This is a genomic window from Cohnella ginsengisoli (assembly GCF_029525555.1).
Classification (GTDB): domain Bacteria; phylum Bacillota; class Bacilli; order Paenibacillales; family Paenibacillaceae; genus Cohnella; species Cohnella ginsengisoli.
In genome coordinates, this window is record NZ_JAPDHZ010000003.1 from 429,828 (window position 1) to 453,574 (window position 23,747).

Consider the following 23,747-nt stretch of genomic DNA (forward strand, 5'->3'; position numbering starts at 1 on the left):
GCAAGATGGGGCCGATAACCGGCAGCCACCCGCCGCAACTTTAAGCCTGACCTCCCCGCTCCAGCTCGAGCAGCTTCGTCTTCATGCCGAGCCCGCCGCGATAGCCGGTCATGGCCCCGCTCTTGCCTATGACGCGGTGACAGGGCACGCATACGAGCACCGGGTTGGCCCCGATCGCCGCGCCGACCGCGCGCATCGCGGAAGGCTTGTCGACGAGGGCCGCGATCTCGCTGTAAGAGCGCGTCTCGCCGTAAGGGATGCCGAGCAGCGCTTGCCACACGGCCTGCTGGAACGCGGTTCCCCGTGCATCGACGGGCGCTTCGAACGTACGCCTGTCGCCGTCCCAGTACTCGGTCAGCTCGCGCACGTACGGCGCCAGCCCCGCATCGTCCCGGACCAGCTCCGCTCCCCGCATCCGGGCGCGCACCCAAGCCTCCATCTGCTCGAACGGCATGTCCGGCGAACCGACATAGCATAGGCCCCGATCCGTCGCCGCGGCATGCAGCCGCCACTCTCCGTAAGCGATTCGCGTCCAACGGACGACTTGACCCTTTTGCGAATCCGTCATTCCGACACCTCCTCGTAAGCCGGCCTGCATCCTAGCCTCCTGTACTCGCTGGGCGTCGTGCCGGTTCTCTGCTTGAATACGGTAATAAAATAAGGAACGCTGCCGAAGCCCACCGCATCGGCGATCTCGGCCATCGGCATGCTCGTCGTCTCGAGCAGCTCGGTCGCCCGCGCGATTCGGGTACGCTGCACGTATTCGACCGGGGTGACGCCCGCGATCCGTTTGAAAATACGATGCAAATGATACGGGCTGCCCCGATACAGCTCCGCGAGGCGGTCCAGGGTGATCGGCTCGTAGTAACAGCGGTCGATGAACGCCGTCATCTGACCCACCCATTCCGCATCCGGCAGCTTCCGGTCGGTCGGCCTGCACCGCTTGCACGGACGGTACCCGGCGCTCAGCGCCGGCTCCGAATCCGCGAAGATCCGTACGTTTTCCCGCTTCGGCGCCCTGGATCTGCACGAAGGCCGGCAGAAGATGCCCGTCGTCATGACCGCGTACCGGAACCGGTCATTGTAGGCCGCGTCATTGCCGACGATCGCCTTCCATTGCTCTTCGTCCGGCGCAGCTCCCGCATACGTTCTATTCCTGTTGTCGACGCCCATCTGCATCACCTCCCCCCCAAGTATACCCGCAATCCGGAGCGCCCGTAAGGCTTCCGGATTACAATCGCAAGATCTCGAAATCGATCTCCGAGATCCCGCAAAAAGATCCGATTGACTCGGGTGCCGGCCGATGGCATAATGTACGCGTGTACATTGTTGGGTTTTAGGAAGAAAAAACGCGGCGAACGCGGCGGGAGAGGAGTCGAAACGCATGGCTACGCGCAGGGAAGTCGCCGAATTGGCCGGCGTGTCCGAGGCGACGGTGTCCCGCGTGATGAACGGCGTCGGTCCGATCAAGGAGGAGACGCGGCGCAAGGTCGCCGCCGCCGCCGACCGGTTGGGCTACCAATTGAACGCCCTCGCCTCCGGCTTCGCCAAAGGAAGAAGCGGCAACATCGGGGTCGTTCTGCCGCACGTGCCGAAGGTCAGGCTGTTTTCCACCTACTACTTTTCGGAGATTCTGAGCGGCATCGGGGACGTCCTGCATCAGGCCGGGTACGGTCTCCTGCTCCTCTATCGCAACCCGCAAGCGCGGTACGACTACGTGTCGCTGTACCGGACGCGCAGGGTCGACGCCTGCCTGATTCTCGGCGCCAGCGATCTGCCCGAGGAGGCGGCCTCCGTCTTCGCCCTCGCCGACGAAGGTTTGCCCTGCTGCGTCGTCGATCAGCGCTATGCGCGGCCGGGACTGCCTTGCGTGGGCGCCGATCACCGGGCGGGCGCTTATGCGGCGGCACGGTATATGCTGGACGCCGGCCATCGCCGCATCGGCTTTTTGAACGGCTCGCCGCATTACTCCAACAGCGCGGACCGCTACGAGGGATACCGGCAAGCGCTCGCCGAGACCGGCCTGTCTCCCGACCCGGCGATTCAGTTCGAAGGCAACTACAGCCGCAAAAGCGGTCAAGAGGCCGCCGGCGCGATCTTCGATCGGCTTGAGGCGTTGGACGGCCTGCTATGCGCGAACGACCGGATGGCGATCGGCGCGATCCAGGGGCTGCGCGAACGCGGCGTCGCGGTGCCGGAGCGTCTGCCCGTCATCGGCTACGACAATTCCGACGCCTCCAGCCTGACCGATCCGCCGCTGACGACGGTAGAGGTGCCGTTTTACGAAATGGGACGGCTTGCCGCCGAGTCGGTAATGGCCCGGCTGTCCGGCGAGAGCGGGGGCTCGAGCGGCGTAGAAGTCGCGGAAGGCGCTGCGGCTTATCATGCAAACGGTTCGAAGCCCGCCGCGGAAGACATACTGCTGCCCACGCAACTCATCATAAGGCGATCCTGCTGAAGGATCGCAATCGAAAGGACGGGATATGACATGACTAAAAAAAGCGCTGATCGTATGGGGCGGCTGGGACGGCCATCAGCCCAAGGAGGTCGCGGAGCTGTTCCGCGCGATGCTGGCCGCCGAGGGCTTCGAGGTTGAAGTATCTGACACGCTCGAAGCGTTCGCCGACAAGGAAAAGCTCATGGGCCTCGACCTGATCGTCCCGGCTTGGACGATGGGCAAGATCGAGCAGGAATGGGTGAACAACGTTTCCGCCGCCGTCCAGGCCGGTACCGGGCTCGCGGGCTGCCATGGCGGCATGTGCGACGCGTTCCGCGAGAACACCGACTGGCAGTTCATGACCGGCGGCCAATGGGTGGCGCATCCGGGGAACGACGGCACCGAGTACGTGGTCAACGTGAAGCACAGCTCGAGCCCCCCTCGTCGCCGGCATGTCCGACTTTACCGTGAGCACCGAGCAATATTACCTGCATATTGATCCGGCGATCGAGGTGCTGGCCACGACCCGATTCCCGATCGCACCGGGACCGCATTCGCCCAACAAAGCCGTCGATATGCCGGTCGTATGGACGAAGCGCTGGGGTCGGGGGCGCGTGTACTACAATTCGCTGGGCCATCAGGCGAACATCGTCGCGCTGCCGGAAGTGTCCGAGCTGATGCGCAGAGGCTTCCTGTGGTGCGCGGAGGGCAAGGCCGCCGGCGCGGACGACTATGCCGCGGACAGCGCGTATACGGGCATGCAGGACAACCAGCTGTAATTTTGGAAAAAGATCGAGAGGGGAACGGTACGGTGGGGAACAAAGTAAAGATCGGCATTATCGGTACGGGCAACATTAGCGGCATCTACCTGCAGAACGGCGGGCGCTTCGGCTCGATGGAGATCGTCGCCTGCGCGGACCTTGACGTCGCCAGAGCCAAGGCGAAGGCCGAAGAGCACGGCATCCGCGGCCTGTCCGTCGAAGAATTGCTCGCGGATCCGGATATTCGAATGGTCATCAACCTGACGATTCCGCAGGCGCATGCGGCCGTGTGCCTGCAGGCGCTTCAAGCTGGCAAGCATGTTTACGTGGAAAAGCCCTTCGCGGTCAAACGCGAAGAAGCCCGCGAAGTCGTCGAGCTCGCCCGCCAGAAGGGGCTGCTCGTCGGCAGCGCGCCGGATACGTTCCTGGGCGGCGGCATCCAGACCTGCGTCAAGCTGATCGAGGACGGCTGGATCGGCACGCCGATCGGCGCGACCGCGTTCATGGTCGGCGGCGGGCATGAGAGCTGGCATCCGGACCCCGCGTTTTACTACAAGACGGGCGGCGGGCCGATGTTCGACATGGGTCCTTACTACCTGACCGCCCTCGTGGCGCTGCTTGGCCCGATCTCGGCCGTGACAGGCGCAGCCCGCGTCTCGTATCCCGAGCGGACGATCACGAGCAAGCCGAAGAACGGCCAGAAGATCGAAGTCGAGGTGCCGACCCATGTCGCCGGCATCATGGAATTCGCGGCCGGCCCGATCGGCACGATCCTCACGAGCTTCGACGCCCCCGGCGGCGCGCAGCTCCCCTTCATCGAGATCTACGGCAGCGGCGGTACGCTCCAGGTACCCGATCCGAACTCGTTCGGCGGTCCGATCCGCATTCGCCGCGCCGGAGCCGGCGACTGGTCCGAGCTGCCGCTGACGCACGGCTACGCGGACAACGCCCGCGGCCTCGGCGCCGCGGACATGGCCCAAGCGATCCTGACCGGCCGACCGCATCGCGCGAACGGCGAGCTGGCCTATCACGTGCTCGAGGCGATGCACGGCTTCCACGACGCAGCCGAACAAGGCGTGCGCTACCGCATGCACAGCACGTGCGAGCGGCCAGCGCCGCTGCCGCTGGGTCTGCGCGAGGGCGAGCTCGACGCCTGATTCGATGGTGAACAGCCCAGCCTCCGGTTGACGGAGGCTGGGCTTTTTTTGTTTATGGGGCGGGCGAGCCATCCGGCTCGCTCGTCCCCTTTGCATCCGGCGCTTCCTGCCGTCTCCTGCCGCTGCGTCTCATCCCGCGGATCCGCTGCTTGGCGTCCGCGTCTACCCGGTAGGACTCGACGATTTTCTGCAGCGATTTGTTGAAGGTGAAATCGTCCAGCGCGCATCCCCGCAAGTAGGCTTCCGTCCGTTCGGGGAACTTCACGTAGCATATCGAGACCGCCCAGGCGACCGCCATTTTCACGTAATACCCTTCATGCGAGACTTCGTCCAAGAGCCTCAGCACGTCGTCCGCATAAACGTCGTTGATAAAATGCTCGAGCATCATGACGACGCCGAAGCGGATGTCGTACTCCCGCGCCGACTTGAGATACGGCTGAATAAACGTCCATACGGGGGGCCTGGTTGTCGCGCGCGAACTTTAGGCCGAGACAGAAGCGGTCGCATACCGACCAATTGTCGATCTTCGGGACGAAGTCCGCCACGTACCGAAGCCGCTCCTCCGGTTCCATCTCGGCGTATCCGATGACCATCGCCTGCAGCATGATCTCTTCAAAAGCCTCGCTGCCGACGTCTTCTAGCCAGGCCCGACAGTCGCTCCGCGCCGCCGCGATCGCGATTCGCCGCAGCGCCGGCAGGCGGACGCCCATCAGATTGTCGATGTTCGGAATGAGCGACGAAGCAAACTTTTGATAGTCAGGCTCCGCCAACGCCTCCAGCTGTTCTCTTACGGTGATGCCGTTCATGTCAGGCTCCCCTCTTTGCACTTCCAGCGAGTTTTAGACACTAATCATAGCGTATCGACCGCGCGAGTAGACGCCGGTTCGAATAAAACCGCAAGAATTTATAACGGATCCCATGCTGCATCTCGCTCCACTTGCTCGCCGCTCTTCGGAGCGGCCGTAGAGGCCCGAACGATAAGCCGCGTCGGAATGCGTACCATGCTCCGCTCCTGATTCGGATTCGCGAATAGCGACAGCAGACGGCCCGCGGCTTCAAACCCGATCGTATCGCCTTGCTGCGCCACGCAGGTCGGGGGGATTCTGGCGGCGTCGGCATGGTCGTAATCGTCGAAAAAGACGACGGACAAATCTTCGGGAACGCGCATGCCGGCCGCTTCCGCGGCGCGGATCGCAATCTGTCCGATTTGCTCGTTGACGGCGAACAAGGCGGTCACGTTCGATGCGGCTGCGAGAAAATTCGCGATCGCGTCCGGCTCCGCCCGCTCCAGCACGAGGCTTCGGTCCAGCACGACGCCGTAGTCGTTCAGCGCTTGACGGAAGCCTTCAAGCCTTTCCTCCAGGCTGGTCGTGCCCTCGTAGGGCGTCGTCACGAAGCCGATCCGCCGATGGCCGAGACGCAGGAGATGCTCCGTCGCCTCGTATGCCCCCGCGATATGGTCCGAGCAGACGCAATGGGTCGGCACGCCGCGCACGTATCGGTCGATGACGACGATGGGGTATCGGTCCAACGTGAGCCGCAGCATCTCTTCGCTGTATGTCCGTCCCTCCGCCGGATAGACGATCACGCCGCGCGCGCCGGCCCGCAGCGCCTCCTGCAGCTTGACCTCCTCCTTTTCCTGGGAGTCGTCCGTCGTCAGCAGCAGCATCCTGAACCGCGAAGGCTCGAGCGCCCGCTCCACGCCGGCGAGCAAGCTGGTCGTCAGCATGCCCTGAAGCCGCGGCAGGATCACTGCCACCGCCTGAAGCTCCCGTTCTCCGGAAGTCTCTCTGCCGAAAGCGTACTTCGCCGGCTCGCCCATCCCGGCTTCCTCCGCGACGAAGCTGCCTCTGCCTTGAATGCGAAAAACGACGCCCTCCTCCACCAGCTTGTCCATGGCGCCGCGAATCGTAATTCTGCTGACGTCGAACTGCTTGCAGAGCTGGTTCTCCGAAGGCAGCCGTTTGCCCGGCTTCCATTTCCCCGAACGGATCTGGTCGCGCACGTAGGACTCGATCTGGGCGTACAGCGGCGTCCGCTTGTGGCTCCGGCTCTCCGTATGGTCCAAGCGTCCTCCCCCCCTCACCAATATTACTTTTATACAACTTTATTCGTTCACGGACGCATTACCGGGTTTACAACCTTTTAACACAAAGCTATGATTCGATTATAACAACCTTTTGCCATCTTGTATATTCGTATTAAACGGAGGTGCACAGCGATGAAAAAACCTGTCGCGCATATTGTCTCTCACACGCACTGGGACCGCGAATGGTATATGCCCTACGAGCGCCATCACGTCAGGCTCATCGAGCTGATGGACGTACTGCTCGATACGCTCGAGCGCGATCCCGAATACCGGAGCTTCCACCTGGACGGCCAGACGATCATTCTGGACGACTACCTCGAGGTGAGGCCCGAGAATCGCGAACGCCTGACGCGATTCATTCGCGAAGGACGGATCGCGATCGGTCCGTGGTACGTGCTGCAGGACGAATTTCTGACGAGCGGCGAGGCCAACGTACGCAATCTGCTCGTGGGTCACCGCGAGGCCGCACGCTACGGCCCGGTGGCGAAGATCGGATATTTCCCCGACTCCTTCGGCAATATGGGTCAGGCGCCCCAGCTCATGCGTCAGGCCCGCATCGCCAACGCGATTTTCGGACGCGGCGTCAAGCCGACCGGCTTCAACAATGCCGTCTCCGACTCCGCGGCCTACGAATCGCCTTTTTCCGAGATGGTCTGGCGCTCTCCGGACGGCTCGGAGGTGCTCGGCATCCTGTTCGCCAATTGGTACAACAACGGCATGGAGATCCCCGTCGATCCCGATGCGGCCCGCGCATACTGGGATGCCAAGCTAGCGGACGCGGAACGTTTCGCCTCCACGTCGCAGCTGCTGTTCATGAACGGATGCGATCATCAGCCCGTGCAGACCGACCTCTCCGCTGCGCTCCATACGGCCCGGGATCTGTACCCCGGCTATGAATTCGTGCATAGCGATCTGGCCTCCTACGTGGCGGCCGTCGAGCGCGCCTCCGACCGCGAGCTGACCGTCGTCGAAGGCGAGCTGCGCAGCCAGCGCACGGACGGCTGGTTCACGCTGGCGAACACCGCATCCAGCCGCGTATATATCAAGCAGGCCAACGCTAAAGGCCAGATCCTGCTCGAGCGGCTCGCCGAGCCTGCGGCCGCCTTCGCCGCGTCGCTGGGCATGCCTCATCCGACGCCGCTGCTCGTCCATGCCTGGAAGACGCTCATGCAAAACCATCCGCACGACAGCATCTGCGGCTGCAGCGTGGACGAGGTTCACGCGGAGATGATGACCCGCTTCGCCAAAAGCCGGCACATGGCGGAGCCGATCGTGGAGCGGAGCGTCGCCTATATCGCCTCGCGCATCGATACGTCCCGATTCGGCGGCGACACGCACGTGCCGTTCGTCGCGTTCAACTTCGCCGGCGCCGCGCGGTCCGGCACCGTGTCCGTCGAGCTCGACGTCGCGCGCCGCGCGTCCACGGACATCGGGCCGGCCGAAGCCTACGCGGCCATGGAGCTCGTCCGAATCGACGGGGGCGCCGTCGTCGACCACGAAGGCCGACCCGTGGATGCCGAGATCGAGGATCTCGGCGTCCGGTTCGGCTACGAGCTGCCGGACGACAAGTTCAGGCAGCCGTTTATGGCCAGACGGATCCGCGTCACCTTCGGCGCGGACAACGTTCCTTCCAACGGCTACCGGACGTATGCATGGTATCGCGAAGAAGACGCGGATCCCGCCGTCGCGGCGCCGGTCGCGGCCGCGGTCGAGATGACGGAAGCCGTTGCCGCCGCCCCATCCGACCTTTTGCTGGAAAATGAATATATCGCCGTCGCCGTCGGGCCTAACGGAAGCTTGTCGCTGACGGACAAAGAAACCCGAGAGACCTATCGCGACCTCGGCGTCTTCGAAAATTCGGGCGATATCGGCAACGAATATGTCTACGTCCAGGATGGCGGCCGCAAGACGCTCGCGACGGAAGCGCTGAAGGCCGAGACGCGGCTCGTCTCGCGCACCGCTTGGCGCACGACGGTCGAGATCGTCCATCGCTGGGAGATTCCCGCCGAGGCGGATGAGCGGCTGCAGCGCGAGCGCGCGACGGCGACGTTCCTGCCGGACCGCAAGGCCGGGAGGTCCGCGCGAACCGTGCCGCTCGTCATCACGACGCTCGTCACCGTGGAGCGCGGCGTCAAAGCCATGAAGCTGAAGGTGCGCTATGAAAATCACGCCAAGGATCATCGCCTTCGCATGCGGTTTCCGACCGATGCGGCGGCGTCCGGCGTCCACTATGCCGACTCGGTCTACGAGATTGCCAAGCGTCCGAACGAGCCCGCCGCCGAATGGCGCAATCCGGACAACGCGCAGCACCAGCAGGCGTTCGCCGCCCTGGACCACGGCAATCGCGGATTGGCCGTCGCAAATGTCGGACTGAACGAGTACGAGGTGCTCCGCGACGGCCGCGGCACGATCGCCGTGACGCTCCTCCGGGCGGTCGGAGAGCTTGGCGACTGGGGCGTGTTTCCCACGCCTGAGGCGCAGTGCCTCGGCGCGCAAGAAGCGGAGCTCGCGATCATCCCCTACGGCGGCGCCGATGAACGCTATGCGGCCGCCCAGGAAGCGTACGCCTTCCAAGTGCCCTGGCTCGCCGTTCAGACGGACGCTCATGCCGGTTCGTTACCTGCCGCTTATAGCCTGCTCTCCTGGACGGGCGAGCGTCTGGCGCTGACCGCCGTCAAACGAGGCATCCAGGGAGAGGATTGCTTCTACCGCTGGTTCAACATGAGCGGCACGCCTGCAACGCTGGCGCTGCAAGCGGACGCGGATTCGGAATGGTTCTTGAGCAACGTGCTGGAAGAGGAGCTAGGCAAGCTCGCGCCCGACGCGGACGGCGTCCTCCGCCTGACCGTACGTCCTTGCGAGATCGTCACGCTAGGCCGCAAACATTCATAAGCGCATCCCGGCCTTTCCAAGCGGCCGCCCGACAGATCCGACGATCCGGGCGGCCGTCTTTTTTTTGTCCGTTCGAGACGATCGAAATGAACATAGGACCGTCCCCCTGCTCGTACAATAAAACATCCGCGAGTCTATCTAGGGACGGGGGACATGCGCATGCGAATTCATTCCGGCGGCTTCGAGGTCGTCTATCACGGCAGGGTGTTCGCCTACAAGATGAATCCGATCGAGATCACGTTATCCGAGGAAAACGATCCGCTCACGTTTTTGTTTTGCATCGAAACCGAGCCCGAACGGGACGACTTCGAGACGGACATCCGGCTCGTGCAGCACAATAAAGTCCGAATCGCCTGCATCAACTTCCCCAGAGGCAAGCCGACGGGCAACGACGACATGATCCATCTTGGCGTATTGAACAATCGCAGGCTGTCCCTGAGCTATGAAGTGACGATCAATTACGAAGCGACGGCATGGGTGCTGTCCTTTACGTTTTTCGCCGGCGAGGGGGTCCAGGGTCCGTGAACAAAATCGAGATTCAAGATCCGAAGGTCGCCAGCAAGATCATCGCGGCGAACGCCGAGAGCGAGAAACGCAAAGCAGAGCTTGGTTTTTTTGGGGCGATTTTTCGGCTCGGGGGAAAACGTCCGGCTCTACATCGTCGGCACGATCGCGCTCGGCGTGCTGCTCATCGCGCTCGTCTACACGCTCGTCCCCGAACAGAACCGGTCTTCGGACTTCGGCTTGAAGGACTTGTGGACACTCGTGGTGCTCCCGGTCGAGTCGACGATCATCGGCTACTTGATCGGATCCAGAACGGGCGAAGCCGCTGACAAGAAACCGAATGCCTAAAGAAAACGCCGCGAAGCACGCGGCTTTTTTCATGCAACGGCGGCCGCGGTCTTAACGATTGTTGAGACGGGTGCCCCCGAACGCCTGACGATAGGCGGTCGGCGTCACGCCGGCGAGCCGCTTGAACCATTTGGCGAACTGCTTGTCGTCGCCGAAGCCGACGCGGCCGGCGATCTCCTTGACGCCCAGCTTCCCGCTCGCCAGCAGCTCCTTCGCGGCATCCAGCTTCAAGCCGTGAACGTAGTCGAGCAGGCCAGCTCCGAAGCGCCGCTTGAACATGCGGGACAGGTAGTCTTTGTTGTACCCGACGTGGTCTGCGATCCGGCCGACCGTAATATCCGGGTCCAGCGCATGAAGGCGCGTCCACGCGAGCAGCTCGTAGAGCTGGGCGTCCAGCGCGGGCCTGCCGTCGGAATCCTGCAGCTGGTCGGCGAGCTCGATCAGCAGGCACGTCAAAAAGTAATCTCCCGCCCCCCGAATGCGGTAACCGCCGTTGGCCGCATGTAGCAGCTGACGCGCCAAAATATGCACCCGGCTCGGGTTCGGGCAGCTCGCGTAGCGCGGCATCTGACCCGCAGGCGCCTCTCCCCCGGCTTCGGGAACGAAAAAATGGAACCAATAAAAAAAGAAACGCCCGGCCTAGAAAGCCGATAGCCGCGATGGCGCTCTCCGGGCATGAGAAACAGAACGTCTCCTGCCCGCACCTCGTACATGCTCCCGCCGGTCTCCATGAAGACGACGCCTGAAACGCCGACGATCAATTCATAGTCCGCGATCGTGCGGTCCATGTGCGACCAGGTCTCGTCCGACAGGAAATGTCCGCCCATTTGCAGCCGGTACGGCTCGTTCAAGTATAAAGGCAGCATCCCGCTCGTCCCTCTTCTCCGCCTCTCGATTTGAGGTCAGTTTTTGACACCTATTATACCTGATCGCCTACCGACAAGGGAGCCTGAACTGTCTTAAAATAGGGAAGCAGCGAATCGCGATACGATGCGCGGCGCGATTGGATCACAATTTATAAGATGGAGCGTGAACAAATTGGCTCTTCAAGAACAGACTGTTTTCCCCCGCCCTATCGAGCTTAAAAATGTCAGTATAAAGGACGATTACTGGTCTCCCTATGTCAAACTCGTGCGCGATACGGTCATTCCCTATCAATGGGAAGCGCTGAACGACCGCGTCGCCGATGCGGAGCCGAGCCATGCGATCCGGAATTTCCGCATCGCGGCGGGCATCGAGGAAGGCGCGTTCGGCGGCTTCTTCTTCCAGGATACGGACTTGTATAAATGGCTCGAAGCCGTCGGCTACGCGCTGGCCGCGGCGCCCGACGCCGATCTGGAGCGGGTCGCGGACGAGGCGATCTCGCTCGTCGCGGCCGCCCAACAAGCGGACGGCTACCTGAACACGTACTTCACCGTAGCCGAACCGGGCAAGCGATGGACGAACCTGACGGACTGCCATGAGCTGTATTCGGCCGGCCACCTCATCGAAGCCGCGGTCGCCTACGCCGGCGCGACGGGCAAAAAAGCGCTGCTCGACGTCGCCTGCCGCCTGGCCGATCATATCGACGCGACGTTCGGAGACCGTCCCGGCCAGATTCGGGGCTACGACGGCCACCAGGAGATCGAGCTGGCGCTGGTCAAACTGTACGAAGCGACCGGCGAAAGGCGGTACCTGGACTTGGCCGGCTTCTTCATCGACGAGCGGGGCCGGCAGCCCAGCTTCTTCCACCAAGAATGGGAAGCGCGAGGCCGTACCTCCGCTTGGACGCCCGGCGTCGTGCAGAAAACGCCGCCGTCGCTATCTTATCATCAAGCGGACAAGCCCGTCCGCGAGCAGGAGGTCGCGACCGGCCATGCCGTGCGCGCGATGTATATGTATGCCGCGATGGCCGACCTGGCGGTTCGAAGCGGCGACGACAGCCTGCTCGCCGCCTGCAGGCGGCTGTGGGACAATACGGTCCGCAAACAGATGTACGTCAACGGAAGCATCGGCTCCACCCACCACGGCGAAGCCTTTACGTTCGATTACGACCTGCCCAACGACACGAACTATTCGGAAACTTGTGCGTCGATCGGCCTGATCATGTTCGCGCAGCGCATGCTGCAAAACGAGGTCAAGGGCGAGTACGGGGACGTGCTCGAGCGCGCGCTGTACAATACCGTCACTGCAGGCATGGCGACCGACGGCAAGCATTTTTTCTACGTTAATCCGATGGAAGTGTGGCCGGCGGCGAGCGAGGGCAATCCGGGCAAGCATCACGTGAAGGCCGTTCGGCAAAAATGGTACGGCTGCGCCTGCTGCCCGCCCAACGTCGCGCGGTTGCTCTCGTCGCTCGGCCATTACGCCTTCTCCGCCGGCGAAGGCACGCTTTATTCGCATCTCCATATCGGCGCGGAGGCGAAGCTGACGATTGCCGGCAGACAGGTTGGCGTACGAATGGCGAGCGGGCTGCCGTGGGCGGGCCAGGTTGGCCTGACCTTGGCCGAAGCCGCGGGCTCTGGCGACTTCACGCTCGCCGTGCGGGTGCCCGCTTGGTCCGCGCATACCTCGTTCACGTTGAACGGGGAGCCGGCAACGCCGGAGATTCGGGACGGTTATGCATATTTGCGCCGGGATTGGCAGGCTGGCGACGTATTCGGCATGACGCTGGACATGCGGCCCCGGCGGATCTACGCCGCCGCCGAAGTGCGCGCGAACGCCGGCCGCGTCGCGCTGCAGCGCGGTCCGCTCGTCTATTGCCTGGAGGAAGCCGACAACGGCGCGCCGCTGGCCGCCTTGGCGATTCGCGCGGGATCCGAGCTCCGGGAGGTGGCCGGCGAAGGACGCCTGGCCGGCGCCATTCTGATTGAAACCGAGGGGCTGCGGCTCGAAGAGCCGGCGAACGCCGGCGGCGCGCTGTACCGCAGCGAGCCGCCGACGCGGACGCCGAGCCGGATCGTGGCCGTTCCCTATACGCTATGGGGCAACCGCGAGCCGGGCGAGATGCAGGTTTGGGTTCGCGAGGAGCCATAAGCGAAACCATTCATACGTGTGAATTTCAACCATCCTGGCGACACTCGCACTTGTCGCAACCATCGCGTCGCCATAACGCAAAATTGCGCTATGGTGACGCATGGACCCTCTCTTTTACAAACTCGTCTCCTCCATCGTACCGCCACAGCGCAAAATTGCGCTATTCGCGCTGTACGGCCCCTCGCTTGCACACACTTGTCTCCGCTATAGCGCAAAATTGCGCTATTTCCGCTGCCTGGCCCCTCGTTTGCACACACTCATCTCCGCCATAGCCCACAATTGCGCTATTTTCGACGCATGACCTCGCTCACGTACGCACTAGTCGCTGCAAGCTGTGCATGTCCAAGTTATTTCTGCAAGAAATGGGCATACTACCCGCACTATCGCTCGCTTGGACGGGCAAACGGCGGGGAGCGAACGCGCTTGATCCAATTTGACGGCGTCACCAAGAAGTATCCGGACGGCACCAGCGCTTTGAAGGGCATCAACCTCGAGATCGGGGAAGGCGAGCTCGTCACGCTGATCGGCCCGAGCGGATGCGGCAAATCCACGACGATGAAGATGATCAACCGGCTCGTGGAGCCGACGAGCGGCCGGATCTCCATCGACGGCAAAGACATCTCCAAGATCAATCCCGTGCGGCTCAGACGGGATATTGGCTACGTCATCCAGCATATCGGGCTGTTCCCGCATATGACGATCAAGGATAACGTCGCGATCGTGCCGCGGCTTAAGCGCATGGACAAAAAGGCGTACGAACGCCGGATCGACGAGCTGATGGACATGGTCGGCCTCGATCCCGAACAGTATCGCGACCGCTACCCGTCCGAGCTGAGCGGCGGCCAACAGCAGCGGATCGGCGTCATCCGGGCGATGGCGGCCGAGCCTTCCATCATCCTGATGGACGAGCCGTTCAGCGCGCTCGACCCGATCAGCCGCGAACAGCTGCAGGACGAGCTGATCCGGCTGCAGGAGACCGTCAAGAAGACGATCGTATTCGTCTCCCACGACATGGACGAGGCGCTCAAGATCGCGGACCGTATCGTCCTGATGAAGGGCGGCGAGATCGTTCAGGCCGACACGCCCGAGCGTATCCTGCGACGGCCCAAAAACGACTTCGTCCGCAGCTTCATCGGCGAAGGCCGATTGAACGAAGCTTCCGAGCATCTGTCGGTGGAGGACGTCATGCTGTGGAATCCCGTGACGGTGTACCAGTCTCGCGGCCTCGCGCACGGCGCGAAGCTCATGAAGCAGCATCGCGTCAACGGCCTGCTCGTGCTCGACAAGAATCGCGTGCTGCAGGGCGTCGTATCGAGAGAAGCGCTCGAGGAAAATTACCGGAACGAGGAGCTGACGCTTCAGGAAATCATGCGGGCCGACATCCCGAACGTCGTCGTCGGCTCGAGCGTCGGGGATGCGGTGGACGTCATGAAGCAGCACGGCATGAGCTACCTGCCCGTCGTCCATCCCAACGGCCAGATCGCGGGCCTCGTGACCAATTCCAGCCTGATCGACGCCCTGCTGAAGCAGATATAAACGGAGGCCGCCATGAATCTTTGGGACGTATTCATCAACCGGCGCGACGACATCGTGCGCGCAACGCTCGAGCATCTGCAAATCTCGTTCATCGCGCTGTTTATCACCATCGCGATCTCGGTCCCGGCGGGACTCGCCTTGACGCGCTTCCGGCGTCTCGCCTCTCCCGTCATCGGGCTGACCTCGCTGTTCCAGACGATCCCGAGCCTCGCGCTGCTCGGCTTCATGATCCCGCTCGTCGGCATCGGCCGGGTGCCGGCCATCATCGCGCTGACGGTGTACGCGCTCCTGCCGATTCTGCGCAATACGTATACGGGCATCATGAACGTGGAAAAGCCGATCAAGGAAGCCGGCGTCGGCATGGGGATGACGGGCATGCAGGTCATGTGGCGCATCGAACTCCCGCTCGCGCTGAACGTCATCATGGCGGGGATACGCACCGCGACGGTCATGGTCATCGGCGTCGCCACGCTGGCCTCGCTCGTCGGCGCCGGGGGCCTCGGCGACCTCATTTTCCGCGGCATCTCGACGGTCAACACCGAGCTGATCCTGGCGGGCACGATTCCCGCCGCCCTGCTCGCGCTTCTGCTGGATTTTTTTGCTGGAGCGGATGGAACGGGCGGTCACGCCTCCAGGCTTAAGGCCGGTCGGCCGCAAACGGACGAATCGCTTCGCGCGGGTCGTCGAGATCGCGCTCGGCATCCTGCTCGTCGCGGCGATCGCGACGAGCCTGCTGGGACGCGGCGGGCTCGGATTCGGCGGAGTCGGAGGCGGCAAGACGATCACGGTCGGCGGCAAAAACTTCACCGAACAGGACATCCTCGTCCATATGCTGTCCTCCTTGATCGAGGCGAAGACCGATCTGAAAGTCGTGCGCAAGCCGTTTCTCGGCGGCTCCCAGGTGACCCACAGCGCGCTCGCGAGCCGCAGCATCGATCTGTACCCGGAGTATACGGGAACGGGGTGGTCGTCGGTATTGGGCGAGGCGCCTATCGGAGGAGATCCGCAGACCACGTACGATAAGGTTAAGGAAGCCTACGAAACGCGGTTCGGCATCACCTGGCTGCCGCCGTTCGGCTTCAACAATACGTACACGCTGTCCATGCGCGCCGACGCCGCCGAGCGACTCGGCATCGACACGATGTCCCAGTTGGCGGCGCGTTCGTCCGAGCTGACGCTCGGCGCGACGCATGAGTTTCTGGAGCGGGAGGATGGCTTCAAGGGGTTGCAGGCCGCTTACGGCATGCACTTCAAAAAGGTGACCGGGCTCGACCCGGGCTTGACGTACGGCGCGGTCAAGGAAGGCACGACCGACGTCAACGACGCCTTCTCGACGGACGGGCGCATCCAGGCGTTCAAACTGAAGACGCTCAAGGACGACAAGCGATTTTTCCCGCCGTACTATGCCGCCGTCGTCATTCGCGACGATACGCTGAAGGCGCATCCCGAACTGGAAGAGACGCTGAACCTGCTGGCAGGCAAAATCGACGACGCGACGATGTCCGCGCTGAACGGGAAGGTCGACCTGGAGCGCAAGGAGCCGCGCGCCGTGGCGGAGCAATGGCTGAAGGAGCAAGGGCTGATCTGACGGATCGCGCAGAGAGCGGCCGGCTTACGTCATTATAATCCGGCGATGATGCGTGTACACGTTCAGCGAATCCGCGCGGATGAAGCCGACGCAGGTGATGCCGAGGTCCTCGGCCAGCCGGAGAGCAAGATCCGTCGGCGCGGACTTGGACAGCAGCAGCGGGCAGCCGATCTTGGCGGCCTTCAGTACGACCTCCGAGGAGAGGCGGCCGCTGAACACGATGACCCGGTCTCGCGCGTTTATTCGATGGCGGATGCAGTGGCCGAACAGCTTGTCGAGCGCGTTGTGCCGGCCGATGTCCGCCCTCGCCTCCGCCACTCCCGATTCGTCGATCAGGGCGGCGTTGTGCAAGCCGCCCGTCGCCGCGAACTCGGCCGAAGCCGCCTGAAGTCCCGACATCCACTCGAAGCAGCGTTCGGCCGGGATCCGCAGCCCGCCGGTCAGCGTTTTAGCCGTGCGCGCATCATTCTGAAAGTAGAACTGCCGGCTTTTGCCGCAGCAAGAGCCGATCATACGCTTCGAGTAAAAGTCCTTGGCGGTGGATTGCGGACGAACGAGCTCGACGCGGGCAAATCCGCCTTGGGCGTCCAGCGATAATGACTTGATATCTTCGCGGACGCGAATGACGCCCTCGGAGCCGAGAAAGCCGACGACCAGATCGGTCAGATCGCTAGGCGAGCAGACCAAGGTCGCGAACTCCTCGCCGTCCACGATCAGCGTAAGCGGATATTCGGCCGCCACGTCCTCTTCCCGCTCGGAGACGAGTCCCTCTTTTATTTTCGTCGCGGTCCATTTTACGATCGAAGGTCGTTCCATCTCCGTCCCCCTTGCGCTTATTCCGGCATGCCGATGTCCAATTCCTCGATTCGCCTCTCCACGTACCTCGTGTCCTTCAGCGCATGGTAAGTCTCCGCCTTCTCTACGACGACCGCCGCGTTATATTCGGGAATGCCCGCATGGGGCTCATAGACGCCTTTGGGAAAAAGCATATTGCCTTCCGGCCAATACAACTCGAGATTGCCTGCGGCCATCGCCGCCGCTTTGTACCTGCCGTGAAAAACGCCGTGCCGGTTATAGACGACGACGGCATCTCCCTCCCGAATGCCCAGCCCCGCCGCGTCCGCCGCGTTCATCAGCACGTCGTACCGCCCGGCGCCGTTAAACGGGTCATGGTCGCCGTACACCATCGAATTAAACTGCTTGCCGCGGCGCGTCGTCGCGTAAAACCGGCCTTCGGGCTTGCGAAGCTCCGGAAGCTCGATCGGCAGAAGCCTCCCCCTTGCCGTCAGGCGTCGGGAACTCACCCCCTTCGCACAGCCAGGCGCCGCCCCATTGAAAGACGTCGCCGCTTCCCCGCAGATGCTGAATGCCGTCGTAGTTGGGCGCGGCCTTGGCGATCTCCTCCCGGAGGGCGGCCGCATCGGCAAAAGCCGCGGCTTCCCGCCGCTCCGGACGGATGCGGGCAGCCAGATCGATATAGATCTCCCACTCGGGCCTGGCTTCCGCGATGCGCGGACCTTCGATCTCCGGCGAGAAATACACCATCCGTTCCGTCGAGGTGGACGTGCCGCCGCCCGGCTGCTCGTACCGGGTCATGGCGGGCAGCACCCACACCTCCTCTTTCGCGTCGACGAGCGTGGAGGTATTGAGCACGATGTCCTGATGAACGCGCACGTCGACGTTTTCCAGGCATGCTCGCACGAAGTCGGGGTCCGGCATCGTCTCGACGAAGTTGCCGCCGGACGTGTAGAACACCTTGAGCTTGCGCTCGTGATCGTCCGGCAGCATCGCGTTCTCGAGCGACACGCCGACAATGTCGCCCTGCCAGCGCGGCAGCTCGAATCCCCATAGCGCCTCGATCCGCCGGGCATGCTCCTCCTGAAAGTCCCCGCCGGGCAGGCTGAACGGATCCGCGCCCATTTCGCCGGAGCCCTGAACCCCGCTATGTCCGCGGATCGGCATGACGCCGCAGTGCTCCCTGCCGACAAAGCCGCGGAGCAGCGCCAGATTGGCGACCTGCGAGATGTTGTCCGTGCCGAAGCGGTGCTGGGTGAGCCCCATGCTCCAGACGAAGACGCCGCTGCGCGAGCCGGCCAGCAGCTTCGCGAAGTCGGCCATCCGCTCGCGCGGCAAACCCGACGACCGTTCGAGCGCCGCCCAATCCTGCAGGCGCACGTGCTCCCTCAGCGCTTCATAACCGCTTACGTGCGCCTTCACGAACGCGTGATCGATCGCCGAGCCCGGCCGCTCGTCCTCCATCTCGAACCAATGCTTCATCACGCCGTTCATGAACGCGATGTCGCCGCCGATGTTCACCTGGTAAAAGTCGTCGGCCAGCTTCGTGCCGAACAGCGCGGATTCGGGGATCGACGGCACCCAGTAGCCCTCCATCGCCGGCTCCCGGTACGGATTGATGACGATGATCTTCGTGCCTTTGCGTTTGGCGGCGTACATATACTTGGTGGACACCGGCTGATTGTTCGAAGCTACGCTTCCCCAGAACACGAGCACGTCCGTGCCGATCCAATCCTTGTAGCTGCAGCTGGAAGCGCCGATGCCGAGCGACCGCTTCATCGCGGTCTTCGAGGGCGAATGGCAAATGCGCGACGCATTGTCGATGTTGTTCGTGCCTATCAGGCGAGCGGCCTTGGCAGCCGCGTAGTACGATTCGTTCGTAATGCCGCGCCCGGTCAGATAAAAGGCCAGCTGCTTCGGATCTACGCCGCGAATGCGGCTGGCGATGCGATCCATGGCCTCATCCCAAGTCGCGCGCCGGAAGCTGCGCTCGCCTTTCTCTCGTAGGAGCGGGTAGGGAATACGCCCCAATTTTCGCAGCTTGGCGCTGTTCATCTGCCTGAGCTCGTCGATATCGGCATGCAAAACGTCAGGCTTGATCGGCCCCATCGTGTTCAGCCGCAGTACGTTCAGCCGGGTCGTGCACAGATGCGGGCCCATCAGCGTCTGATCGTAAAGGCCGGACACGCCGAGCGCGCATCCGTCGCAGACGCCTTGCGTCAAGATTCTGTACGCGTAAGGCAAATTGTCGCGATTGTCCCAGACGACCTTCATCGTATCGCGGATATGATGCGGCTTCTGCCTGCCCAGGCCGAACGGCATTTTGCTCACCCACAGCTTGGGATCCGGACTTCCCGGCAGCTTCGTTCGTCCCGAATGCTTGGTCTTGCCCATGATCGTCAACCTCCGTCTCAGCCGCGATGGAAATGAAAAAGCCGCCGACCCGAAGCAGCCCGCTGCTCCGTGATTTGCGGCTTGGAATACGTTTAGTTTAGCAGGTCGACCGATTGTACTGCAAGCGTTTGCAAATCGTGGGCAAGCGCGGAGCGTTCCCTTCTCGATTCCCGCTTCACTTGCCCTTCCTCGACACAAACGGATTGCCCGTCTCCCAAAAGCGCCACGGGTAATCTCTCGCTTCGCCGCTGTTGTCGATACCGATCCTCGGTCCTGCCGATATGGACGACACGGGTCTTCCCTCCGCGATATAAAGCGGCGGCTTGTCCAGCGGAAGTCCGTAATCCTGGATGCCGATACCCAGCGCCTTCGTCAATTTGCCCGGTCCGCTGGTCAGATGGTGGATTTTCTTCAACGGACCTCTGCGTTCCAGCATGAGCGCTTCACCCTCCACGGGTTCGACGGCCCTGATCAATACGGCTTCCGGACTGTCGTGCTCTCCGCTGACCACGTTGAACAGGCAGTGGGTATGCATGACGTACGTATACGCATAACCCGGCGGGCCGAACATCACTTCCGTTCGCGGCGTCCTTCGGCCCCCGAAGCTGTGCGCGGCACGGTCCCCCGGACCGATATAAGCTTCCGTCTCGACGATCCATCCGGAGGCGATACCGAGCTCCGTCTCCTTGACGAGCAGCATCCCAAGCAGCGAACGAGCCAGTTCGAGCGTAGGCTTTTGAAAAAAGGAAAGGGATAAGGGGTTGATCGTCATATAGCCACCTCGTTTATAGCTTAATCACAATTATTCGAAGACATTCTCCCGCAGGGATGCAGCCGTTCCGCATGGTCGTTCACCATACAATATAGCGTACAACCGCGTACTTTACGAAAATGCCGCCAAAGTTGAATCCGTTCAGCAACAGTCGCCATGCAAAGCCCCCCATCAGCTACAGCTGACGGGGGGCTTTGCCGAACGTCCGATTAAGCTTCCCCGGCCATGCCGACGCCCGCACCGGCGAGCGCCTCCAGAACGCCGGCGACGATCTACTCGAAATGCGCGTCGTTCAGCGAGAACAGCTCTTCCTTCCGCTACGCCTATTTGTTAGGCGCCCTGGAAATCTACGCCATCGATCCGGCAGAGAGCCGGCTTGACCTGCTGCCGAAAAAGCCGGGCATTCGCCCGCTGCCCATGAACGCGGAAGCAGCCAGAGAAGCGATCCGCGCGGCGACGGGAGGTAAAATGCTCGACGTCGTATTCGACGTCACCGGTCATCCGTCCGTTCTTGCCCAGGCCACCTTGCTCGTCAAGCCGTTCGGTCGCGTCGTGCTGCTCGGCGATACTTCGGTGCCCTCGCAGCAAACGCTCGGGCCGAACGTCGTATCGGATTCCGTCTCGATTCTGGGCATCCATGCCCTCAAAAATTACCGGGAGTGGGACCATCCCGCGATGTCCGAACTTTTCCTTCGTTACCTCATTCAGGGCCGCATGGATATCGCGCCGCTCATCGCCGGTATTCGCCGATGGATGCGCCGGAAGCGTACGGCCTGGTAATGAATAACCGCAGCTCGGCCATGGGCGTGCTGTTCGATTGGACGCGTTTGGATTAAGCGGGGCGGCCTTCTTGGCCGCCTTACCCTTTGACCGACGTATACTTTTCCCCAAACTGCTTCTTCCAAAATTCAAGCGGGTAATCCAAGCTGTTATAGAAGACGCCGAACATCGCTTTGGCGTTCGTGCTCGTTTCCTTTTCCAGCACGAGATCGTTCGGTTTGGAATAAAACACGATATGGTTGATGTAATAATACGGCACGGTCGTCCACTGTTGGATTTCGCGCACGATTTCCGGATAGAGCGTGTTCACAGGTTTGTTCTGGAGCAGCAAAATCTTCTCGTTCGAAAAAAACAGCAGCATCTGCTTTTTGATGAGATCCAGTTGGATTCGGAGACGGAGTAGAAGGTCAGGGAGGCGAGCAGCAGGACGATGCATAGGAAGCCCGCGAGCAGCTTCAGGAATAGGGAGTTCGTTCGATTTCTGATGAAAAGGATCGGTCGAATCTTTTTCAAGGCGTCCCCGCCTTTAGAATGGATCGCGTTCGCCCTTTGGTTCTTCCTATCTTACCAAATCCCTGTATACCGGAAACGCGTTCAATCTCTGGGGTTATCGACGCGCATAATGTCCAGGAAAGGCAGCTTGGCGAGCTTCTCGAGCGTCTGGACGTGGACCAATCTCGTGCGCGCGTCCAGCTTCACGATCCGGCCGCGAACGGGCTCCGGCTCGTCCCATATCGTCAGAACGACGGTGCTGTCCTCCTGCTTGGCCTCCACCAGGCGCTCTCCCATTTCCTCGAGCTCGAACTCGTCGCGCGTCGGACGTTTGGCTTTATATTTCTTTCCCGGTTTTTTTTACCTCTGGCAATTCGGTCTACCTCCTTCAGTCAACTCTCCTATTCTACCAAATAACGAAGGCGTTATGGGAAAAAGGTGCTTGTGATATAATAAACCCAGTTTATCAGAGAAACCTGGTGAGAAAATGGAGCGTACAGATCGCAAGTATTGGGTGCCGGCGCTTGAACGAGCGCATGAAGTACTTCATTGCATCGCGGCCCGCCCTTCCCGAATGCGGATGATGGACCTGGTGTCCGAGACGGGAATCAACAAAAGCACGATGTTTTCGCTTCTGCAGACGATGGAGACGCTACAGTGGGTGAATCGGGAAAAAGGCGAAACCTACGCCCTGGGCCCCGTATTCGCTACGCTCGGCCGCGCTTATTTTTCCGGCATCGATCTCGTCGCGCAGTTTCAGCGCTTGGCGGCGGGCGCGGCCGAACGGATCGGCGAGACGGCGCAGCTTGCCCGATTGGAAGGAATCCATATCTTGTACCTGGCGAAAAAAGAAGCGCCTGCGCCCGTGCGGCTCGTCTCCGAGCCGGGCATGCGGATTCCCGCCTATGCGACGGCGATGGGAAAAGCGCTCTTGGCGAATATGCCGGACGAACGGGTTCGGACGTTGTTCGCGAACGCCGCGTTCGAACGGTTTACCGATAAAACCGCCTCGAACGTGGATGCCTTGCTCGGGCAGCTGGAGCAAGTACGGCAGCTCGGATATGCCGTGGACGAGGAAGAGGTCGTGAACGGGATCGCGTGCATCGCGGCCGCCGTCAAAGACCCGGGCGGCGTTCCCGTCGCGGCCGTCAGCTTCACGATGCCGCTCCCCCGCTGGGAAGCCAAGAAGCCGGATGCCCGGAAGGAAGTACTGCGGTTGGCTGAGCAATTGTCTTCTTTGCAGTAATCGAAGATCAGGTTCGGTTAAGGACTCGTTTTTCGCCGCCTCGAGCGCGTGAAAGCGGGTTCTTTTTTTTACGTTGACCAGCGCAAATGCGGGATGATATATTAGTTTTATATAGTAAAGTTAGTTTTATATAATAAACTAAAGGATGTGAATACCGATTATGCGGCTGAACGGAAAAGTATGCTTGATCACGGGTTCGGGTTCCGGCATCGGTAAAGGCTCCGCTTTGCGCTTCGCGCAGGAAGGCGCGTCCGTCATCATTAACGACCTGGATCGGGCGAAAGGCCAAGAGACGGTTGACGAAATCAACAAAAACGGGGGGCAACGCCACGTTCATCCCCGGCGACGTCACGTCCCCCCGATGACATGGAACGTATGGCGCAGGCCGCCCTTCAAGCGTTCGGACGCGTCGACGTGCTCTTCAACAATGCCGGCATCAGCGGCGTCGGGGCGCTGCACGAGCTGGAGCTCGAGCAATGGGACAAAGTGATGCGCGTCAATATCGCCGGCGTGTTTTTGCCGAGCAAATACTTGCTGCCGAGCATGATGGCGCGCAAATCCGGCTGCATCATCAACATGTCGTCTTGCATCGCCGAGATCGGGCTTGCCCGCCGCGCCTCCTACGCCGCCTCCAAAGGCGCCGTCCTCGCCTTGACCAAGTCGATGCAGGTGGACTACGCGCCTTACGGCATCCGGGTGAACGCCTTGCTGCCGGGCACCATCTTCACGCCGTTCGTCGAAAACTATTTGAAGACCTCCTACGACGATCCGGAAAAAGCGATCGAGGCGATCAAGAGCCGCCAGCTCAGCGGCGAGCTCGGCAGGCCCGAGGACGTGGCGAACGCCGCGCTGTTCCTTGCCTCGGACGAAGCCGGCTTCATGATGGGATCGCCCCTTTATATCGACGGTGGCGTGACGTTCGGCAAAAATGCATAATGACA

General features: G+C 61.9%; 18 protein-coding genes and 6 pseudogenes. 13 read left to right on the top strand and 11 right to left on the bottom strand.

Annotated features, from left to right (window positions below; all coding sequences use genetic code 11):
- Positions 1-40 precede the first annotated feature (40 nt).
- Positions 41-568, bottom strand: coding sequence for a methylated-DNA--[protein]-cysteine S-methyltransferase (locus OMP38_RS13035; RefSeq protein WP_277565549.1), 528 nt, complete (start codon positions 566-568; stop codon positions 41-43).
- A complete protein-coding gene (locus OMP38_RS13040) occupies positions 565-1,173 on the bottom strand; it encodes a bifunctional transcriptional activator/DNA repair enzyme AdaA (RefSeq protein ID WP_277565550.1) in 609 nt (202 codons plus the stop codon). The genes OMP38_RS13035 and OMP38_RS13040 overlap by 4 nt, the downstream gene beginning before the upstream one ends.
- Positions 1,174-1,384: 211 nt before the next feature.
- On the opposite strand from OMP38_RS13040, the gene OMP38_RS13045 reads away from it, so the two are divergent.
- The 3 genes and pseudogenes from OMP38_RS13045 (at position 1,385) to OMP38_RS13055 (ending at position 4,355) form a co-directional block, all read left to right on the top strand.
- Entirely contained in the window at positions 1,385-2,458 is a 1,074-nt protein-coding gene (locus tag OMP38_RS13045) for a LacI family DNA-binding transcriptional regulator (RefSeq protein WP_277565551.1), read from the top strand.
- A 46-nt stretch (positions 2,459-2,504) separates the two neighbouring features.
- A pseudogene (locus OMP38_RS13050) lies at positions 2,505-3,216 on the top strand (ThuA domain-containing protein).
- 32 nt (positions 3,217-3,248) lie between these two features.
- The gene (locus OMP38_RS13055; protein WP_277565552.1) at positions 3,249-4,355 is read left to right on the top strand and encodes a Gfo/Idh/MocA family protein; all 1,107 of its coding nucleotides are present in this window, start codon (positions 3,249-3,251) and stop codon (positions 4,353-4,355) included.
- A gap of 52 nt (positions 4,356-4,407) precedes the next feature.
- Here OMP38_RS13055 and OMP38_RS13060 read toward each other — a convergent pair.
- Together OMP38_RS13060 and OMP38_RS13065 are read right to left on the bottom strand one after the other, a co-directional pair.
- A pseudogene (locus OMP38_RS13060) lies at positions 4,408-5,161 on the bottom strand (DNA alkylation repair protein).
- Positions 5,162-5,259: 98 nt separating this feature from the next.
- The gene (locus OMP38_RS13065) at positions 5,260-6,423 is read right to left on the bottom strand and encodes a GntR family transcriptional regulator (protein WP_277565553.1); all 1,164 of its coding nucleotides are present in this window, start codon (positions 6,421-6,423) and stop codon (positions 5,260-5,262) included.
- Between the two features lie 153 nt (positions 6,424-6,576).
- Between OMP38_RS13065 and OMP38_RS13070 the strand changes: the two genes are divergently transcribed.
- The 3 genes from OMP38_RS13070 (at position 6,577) to OMP38_RS13080 (ending at position 10,188) form a co-directional block, all read left to right on the top strand.
- Positions 6,577-9,336: an alpha-mannosidase gene (locus OMP38_RS13070; protein WP_277565554.1), complete on the top strand. Its 2,760-nt coding sequence runs from the start codon at positions 6,577-6,579 to the stop codon at positions 9,334-9,336.
- 159 nt (positions 9,337-9,495) lie between these two features.
- Positions 9,496-9,861, top strand: coding sequence for a DUF6864 domain-containing function (locus OMP38_RS13075; protein ID WP_277565555.1), 366 nt, complete (start codon positions 9,496-9,498; stop codon positions 9,859-9,861).
- Positions 9,862-9,951: 90 nt separating this feature from the next.
- Positions 9,952-10,188: a hypothetical protein gene (locus tag OMP38_RS13080; RefSeq protein ID WP_277565556.1), complete on the top strand. Its 237-nt coding sequence runs from the start codon at positions 9,952-9,954 to the stop codon at positions 10,186-10,188.
- Positions 10,189-10,239: 51 nt separating this feature from the next.
- Here the strand turns inward: OMP38_RS13080 and OMP38_RS13085 are convergent, their stop codons facing one another.
- Positions 10,240-10,644, bottom strand: coding sequence for a helix-turn-helix transcriptional regulator (locus OMP38_RS13085; RefSeq protein WP_277565557.1), 405 nt, complete (start codon positions 10,642-10,644; stop codon positions 10,240-10,242).
- On the bottom strand, positions 10,641-11,054 hold the full coding sequence (locus OMP38_RS13090) for an AraC family ligand binding domain-containing protein (RefSeq protein WP_277565558.1): 414 nt from the start codon (positions 11,052-11,054) through the stop codon (positions 10,641-10,643). Before OMP38_RS13090 ends, OMP38_RS13085 begins: the two co-directional genes overlap by 4 nt.
- Before the next feature lie 163 nt (positions 11,055-11,217).
- On the opposite strand from OMP38_RS13090, the gene OMP38_RS13095 reads away from it, so the two are divergent.
- From OMP38_RS13095 to OMP38_RS13110, 4 genes and pseudogenes are all read left to right on the top strand, one after another.
- Positions 11,218-13,203 carry a glycoside hydrolase family 127 protein gene (locus tag OMP38_RS13095; RefSeq protein WP_420869645.1) on the top strand — a complete coding sequence of 662 codons (1,986 nt, stop codon included), beginning with the start codon at positions 11,218-11,220 and terminating at the stop codon, positions 13,201-13,203.
- Between the two features lie 423 nt (positions 13,204-13,626).
- A complete protein-coding gene (locus tag OMP38_RS13100) occupies positions 13,627-14,739 on the top strand; it encodes an ABC transporter ATP-binding protein (protein ID WP_277565560.1) in 1,113 nt (370 codons plus the stop codon).
- A gap of 12 nt (positions 14,740-14,751) precedes the next feature.
- Positions 14,752-15,282 (top strand): annotated as a pseudogene (locus OMP38_RS13105) (ABC transporter permease); the annotation flags it as partial.
- A 286-nt stretch (positions 15,283-15,568) separates the two neighbouring features.
- Positions 15,569-16,327 (top strand): glycine betaine ABC transporter substrate-binding protein, encoded by a 759-nt coding sequence (locus OMP38_RS13110; RefSeq protein WP_277565561.1) that lies wholly within the window; start codon positions 15,569-15,571, stop codon positions 16,325-16,327.
- 24 nt (positions 16,328-16,351) lie between these two features.
- On the opposite strand, the gene fdhD is transcribed toward OMP38_RS13110, so the two are convergent.
- From fdhD to OMP38_RS13125, 3 genes and pseudogenes are all read right to left on the bottom strand, one after another.
- Positions 16,352-17,143: a formate dehydrogenase accessory sulfurtransferase FdhD gene (fdhD, locus tag OMP38_RS13115; protein WP_277565562.1), complete on the bottom strand. Its 792-nt coding sequence runs from the start codon at positions 17,141-17,143 to the stop codon at positions 16,352-16,354.
- Between the two features lie 17 nt (positions 17,144-17,160).
- A pseudogene (locus OMP38_RS13120) lies at positions 17,161-19,516 on the bottom strand (FdhF/YdeP family oxidoreductase).
- 175 nt (positions 19,517-19,691) lie between these two features.
- Positions 19,692-20,288, bottom strand: coding sequence for a DNA-3-methyladenine glycosylase (locus OMP38_RS13125; RefSeq protein WP_277565563.1), 597 nt, complete (start codon positions 20,286-20,288; stop codon positions 19,692-19,694).
- 225 nt (positions 20,289-20,513) lie between these two features.
- Between OMP38_RS13125 and OMP38_RS13130 the strand changes: the two genes are divergently transcribed.
- The gene (locus OMP38_RS13130) at positions 20,514-21,068 is read left to right on the top strand and encodes a zinc-binding dehydrogenase (protein ID WP_277565564.1); all 555 of its coding nucleotides are present in this window, start codon (positions 20,514-20,516) and stop codon (positions 21,066-21,068) included.
- 79 nt (positions 21,069-21,147) lie between these two features.
- Here OMP38_RS13130 and OMP38_RS13135 read toward each other — a convergent pair whose 3' ends face one another.
- Together OMP38_RS13135 and OMP38_RS13140 are read right to left on the bottom strand one after the other, a co-directional pair.
- Complete coding sequence (locus OMP38_RS13135) at positions 21,148-21,429, bottom strand: hypothetical protein (RefSeq protein WP_277565565.1); 282 nt, start codon at positions 21,427-21,429, stop codon at positions 21,148-21,150.
- Positions 21,430-21,662: 233 nt separating this feature from the next.
- Positions 21,663-21,896 (bottom strand): annotated as a pseudogene (locus tag OMP38_RS13140) (YolD-like family protein); the annotation flags it as partial.
- Positions 21,897-22,047: 151 nt separating this feature from the next.
- Between OMP38_RS13140 and OMP38_RS13145 the strand changes: the two are divergent.
- Complete coding sequence (locus OMP38_RS13145) at positions 22,048-22,806, top strand: IclR family transcriptional regulator (protein ID WP_277565566.1); 759 nt, start codon at positions 22,048-22,050, stop codon at positions 22,804-22,806.
- 160 nt (positions 22,807-22,966) lie between these two features.
- Positions 22,967-23,742, top strand: a pseudogene (locus OMP38_RS13160) (SDR family NAD(P)-dependent oxidoreductase).
- The last annotated feature ends 5 nt before the right edge of the window (positions 23,743-23,747 follow it).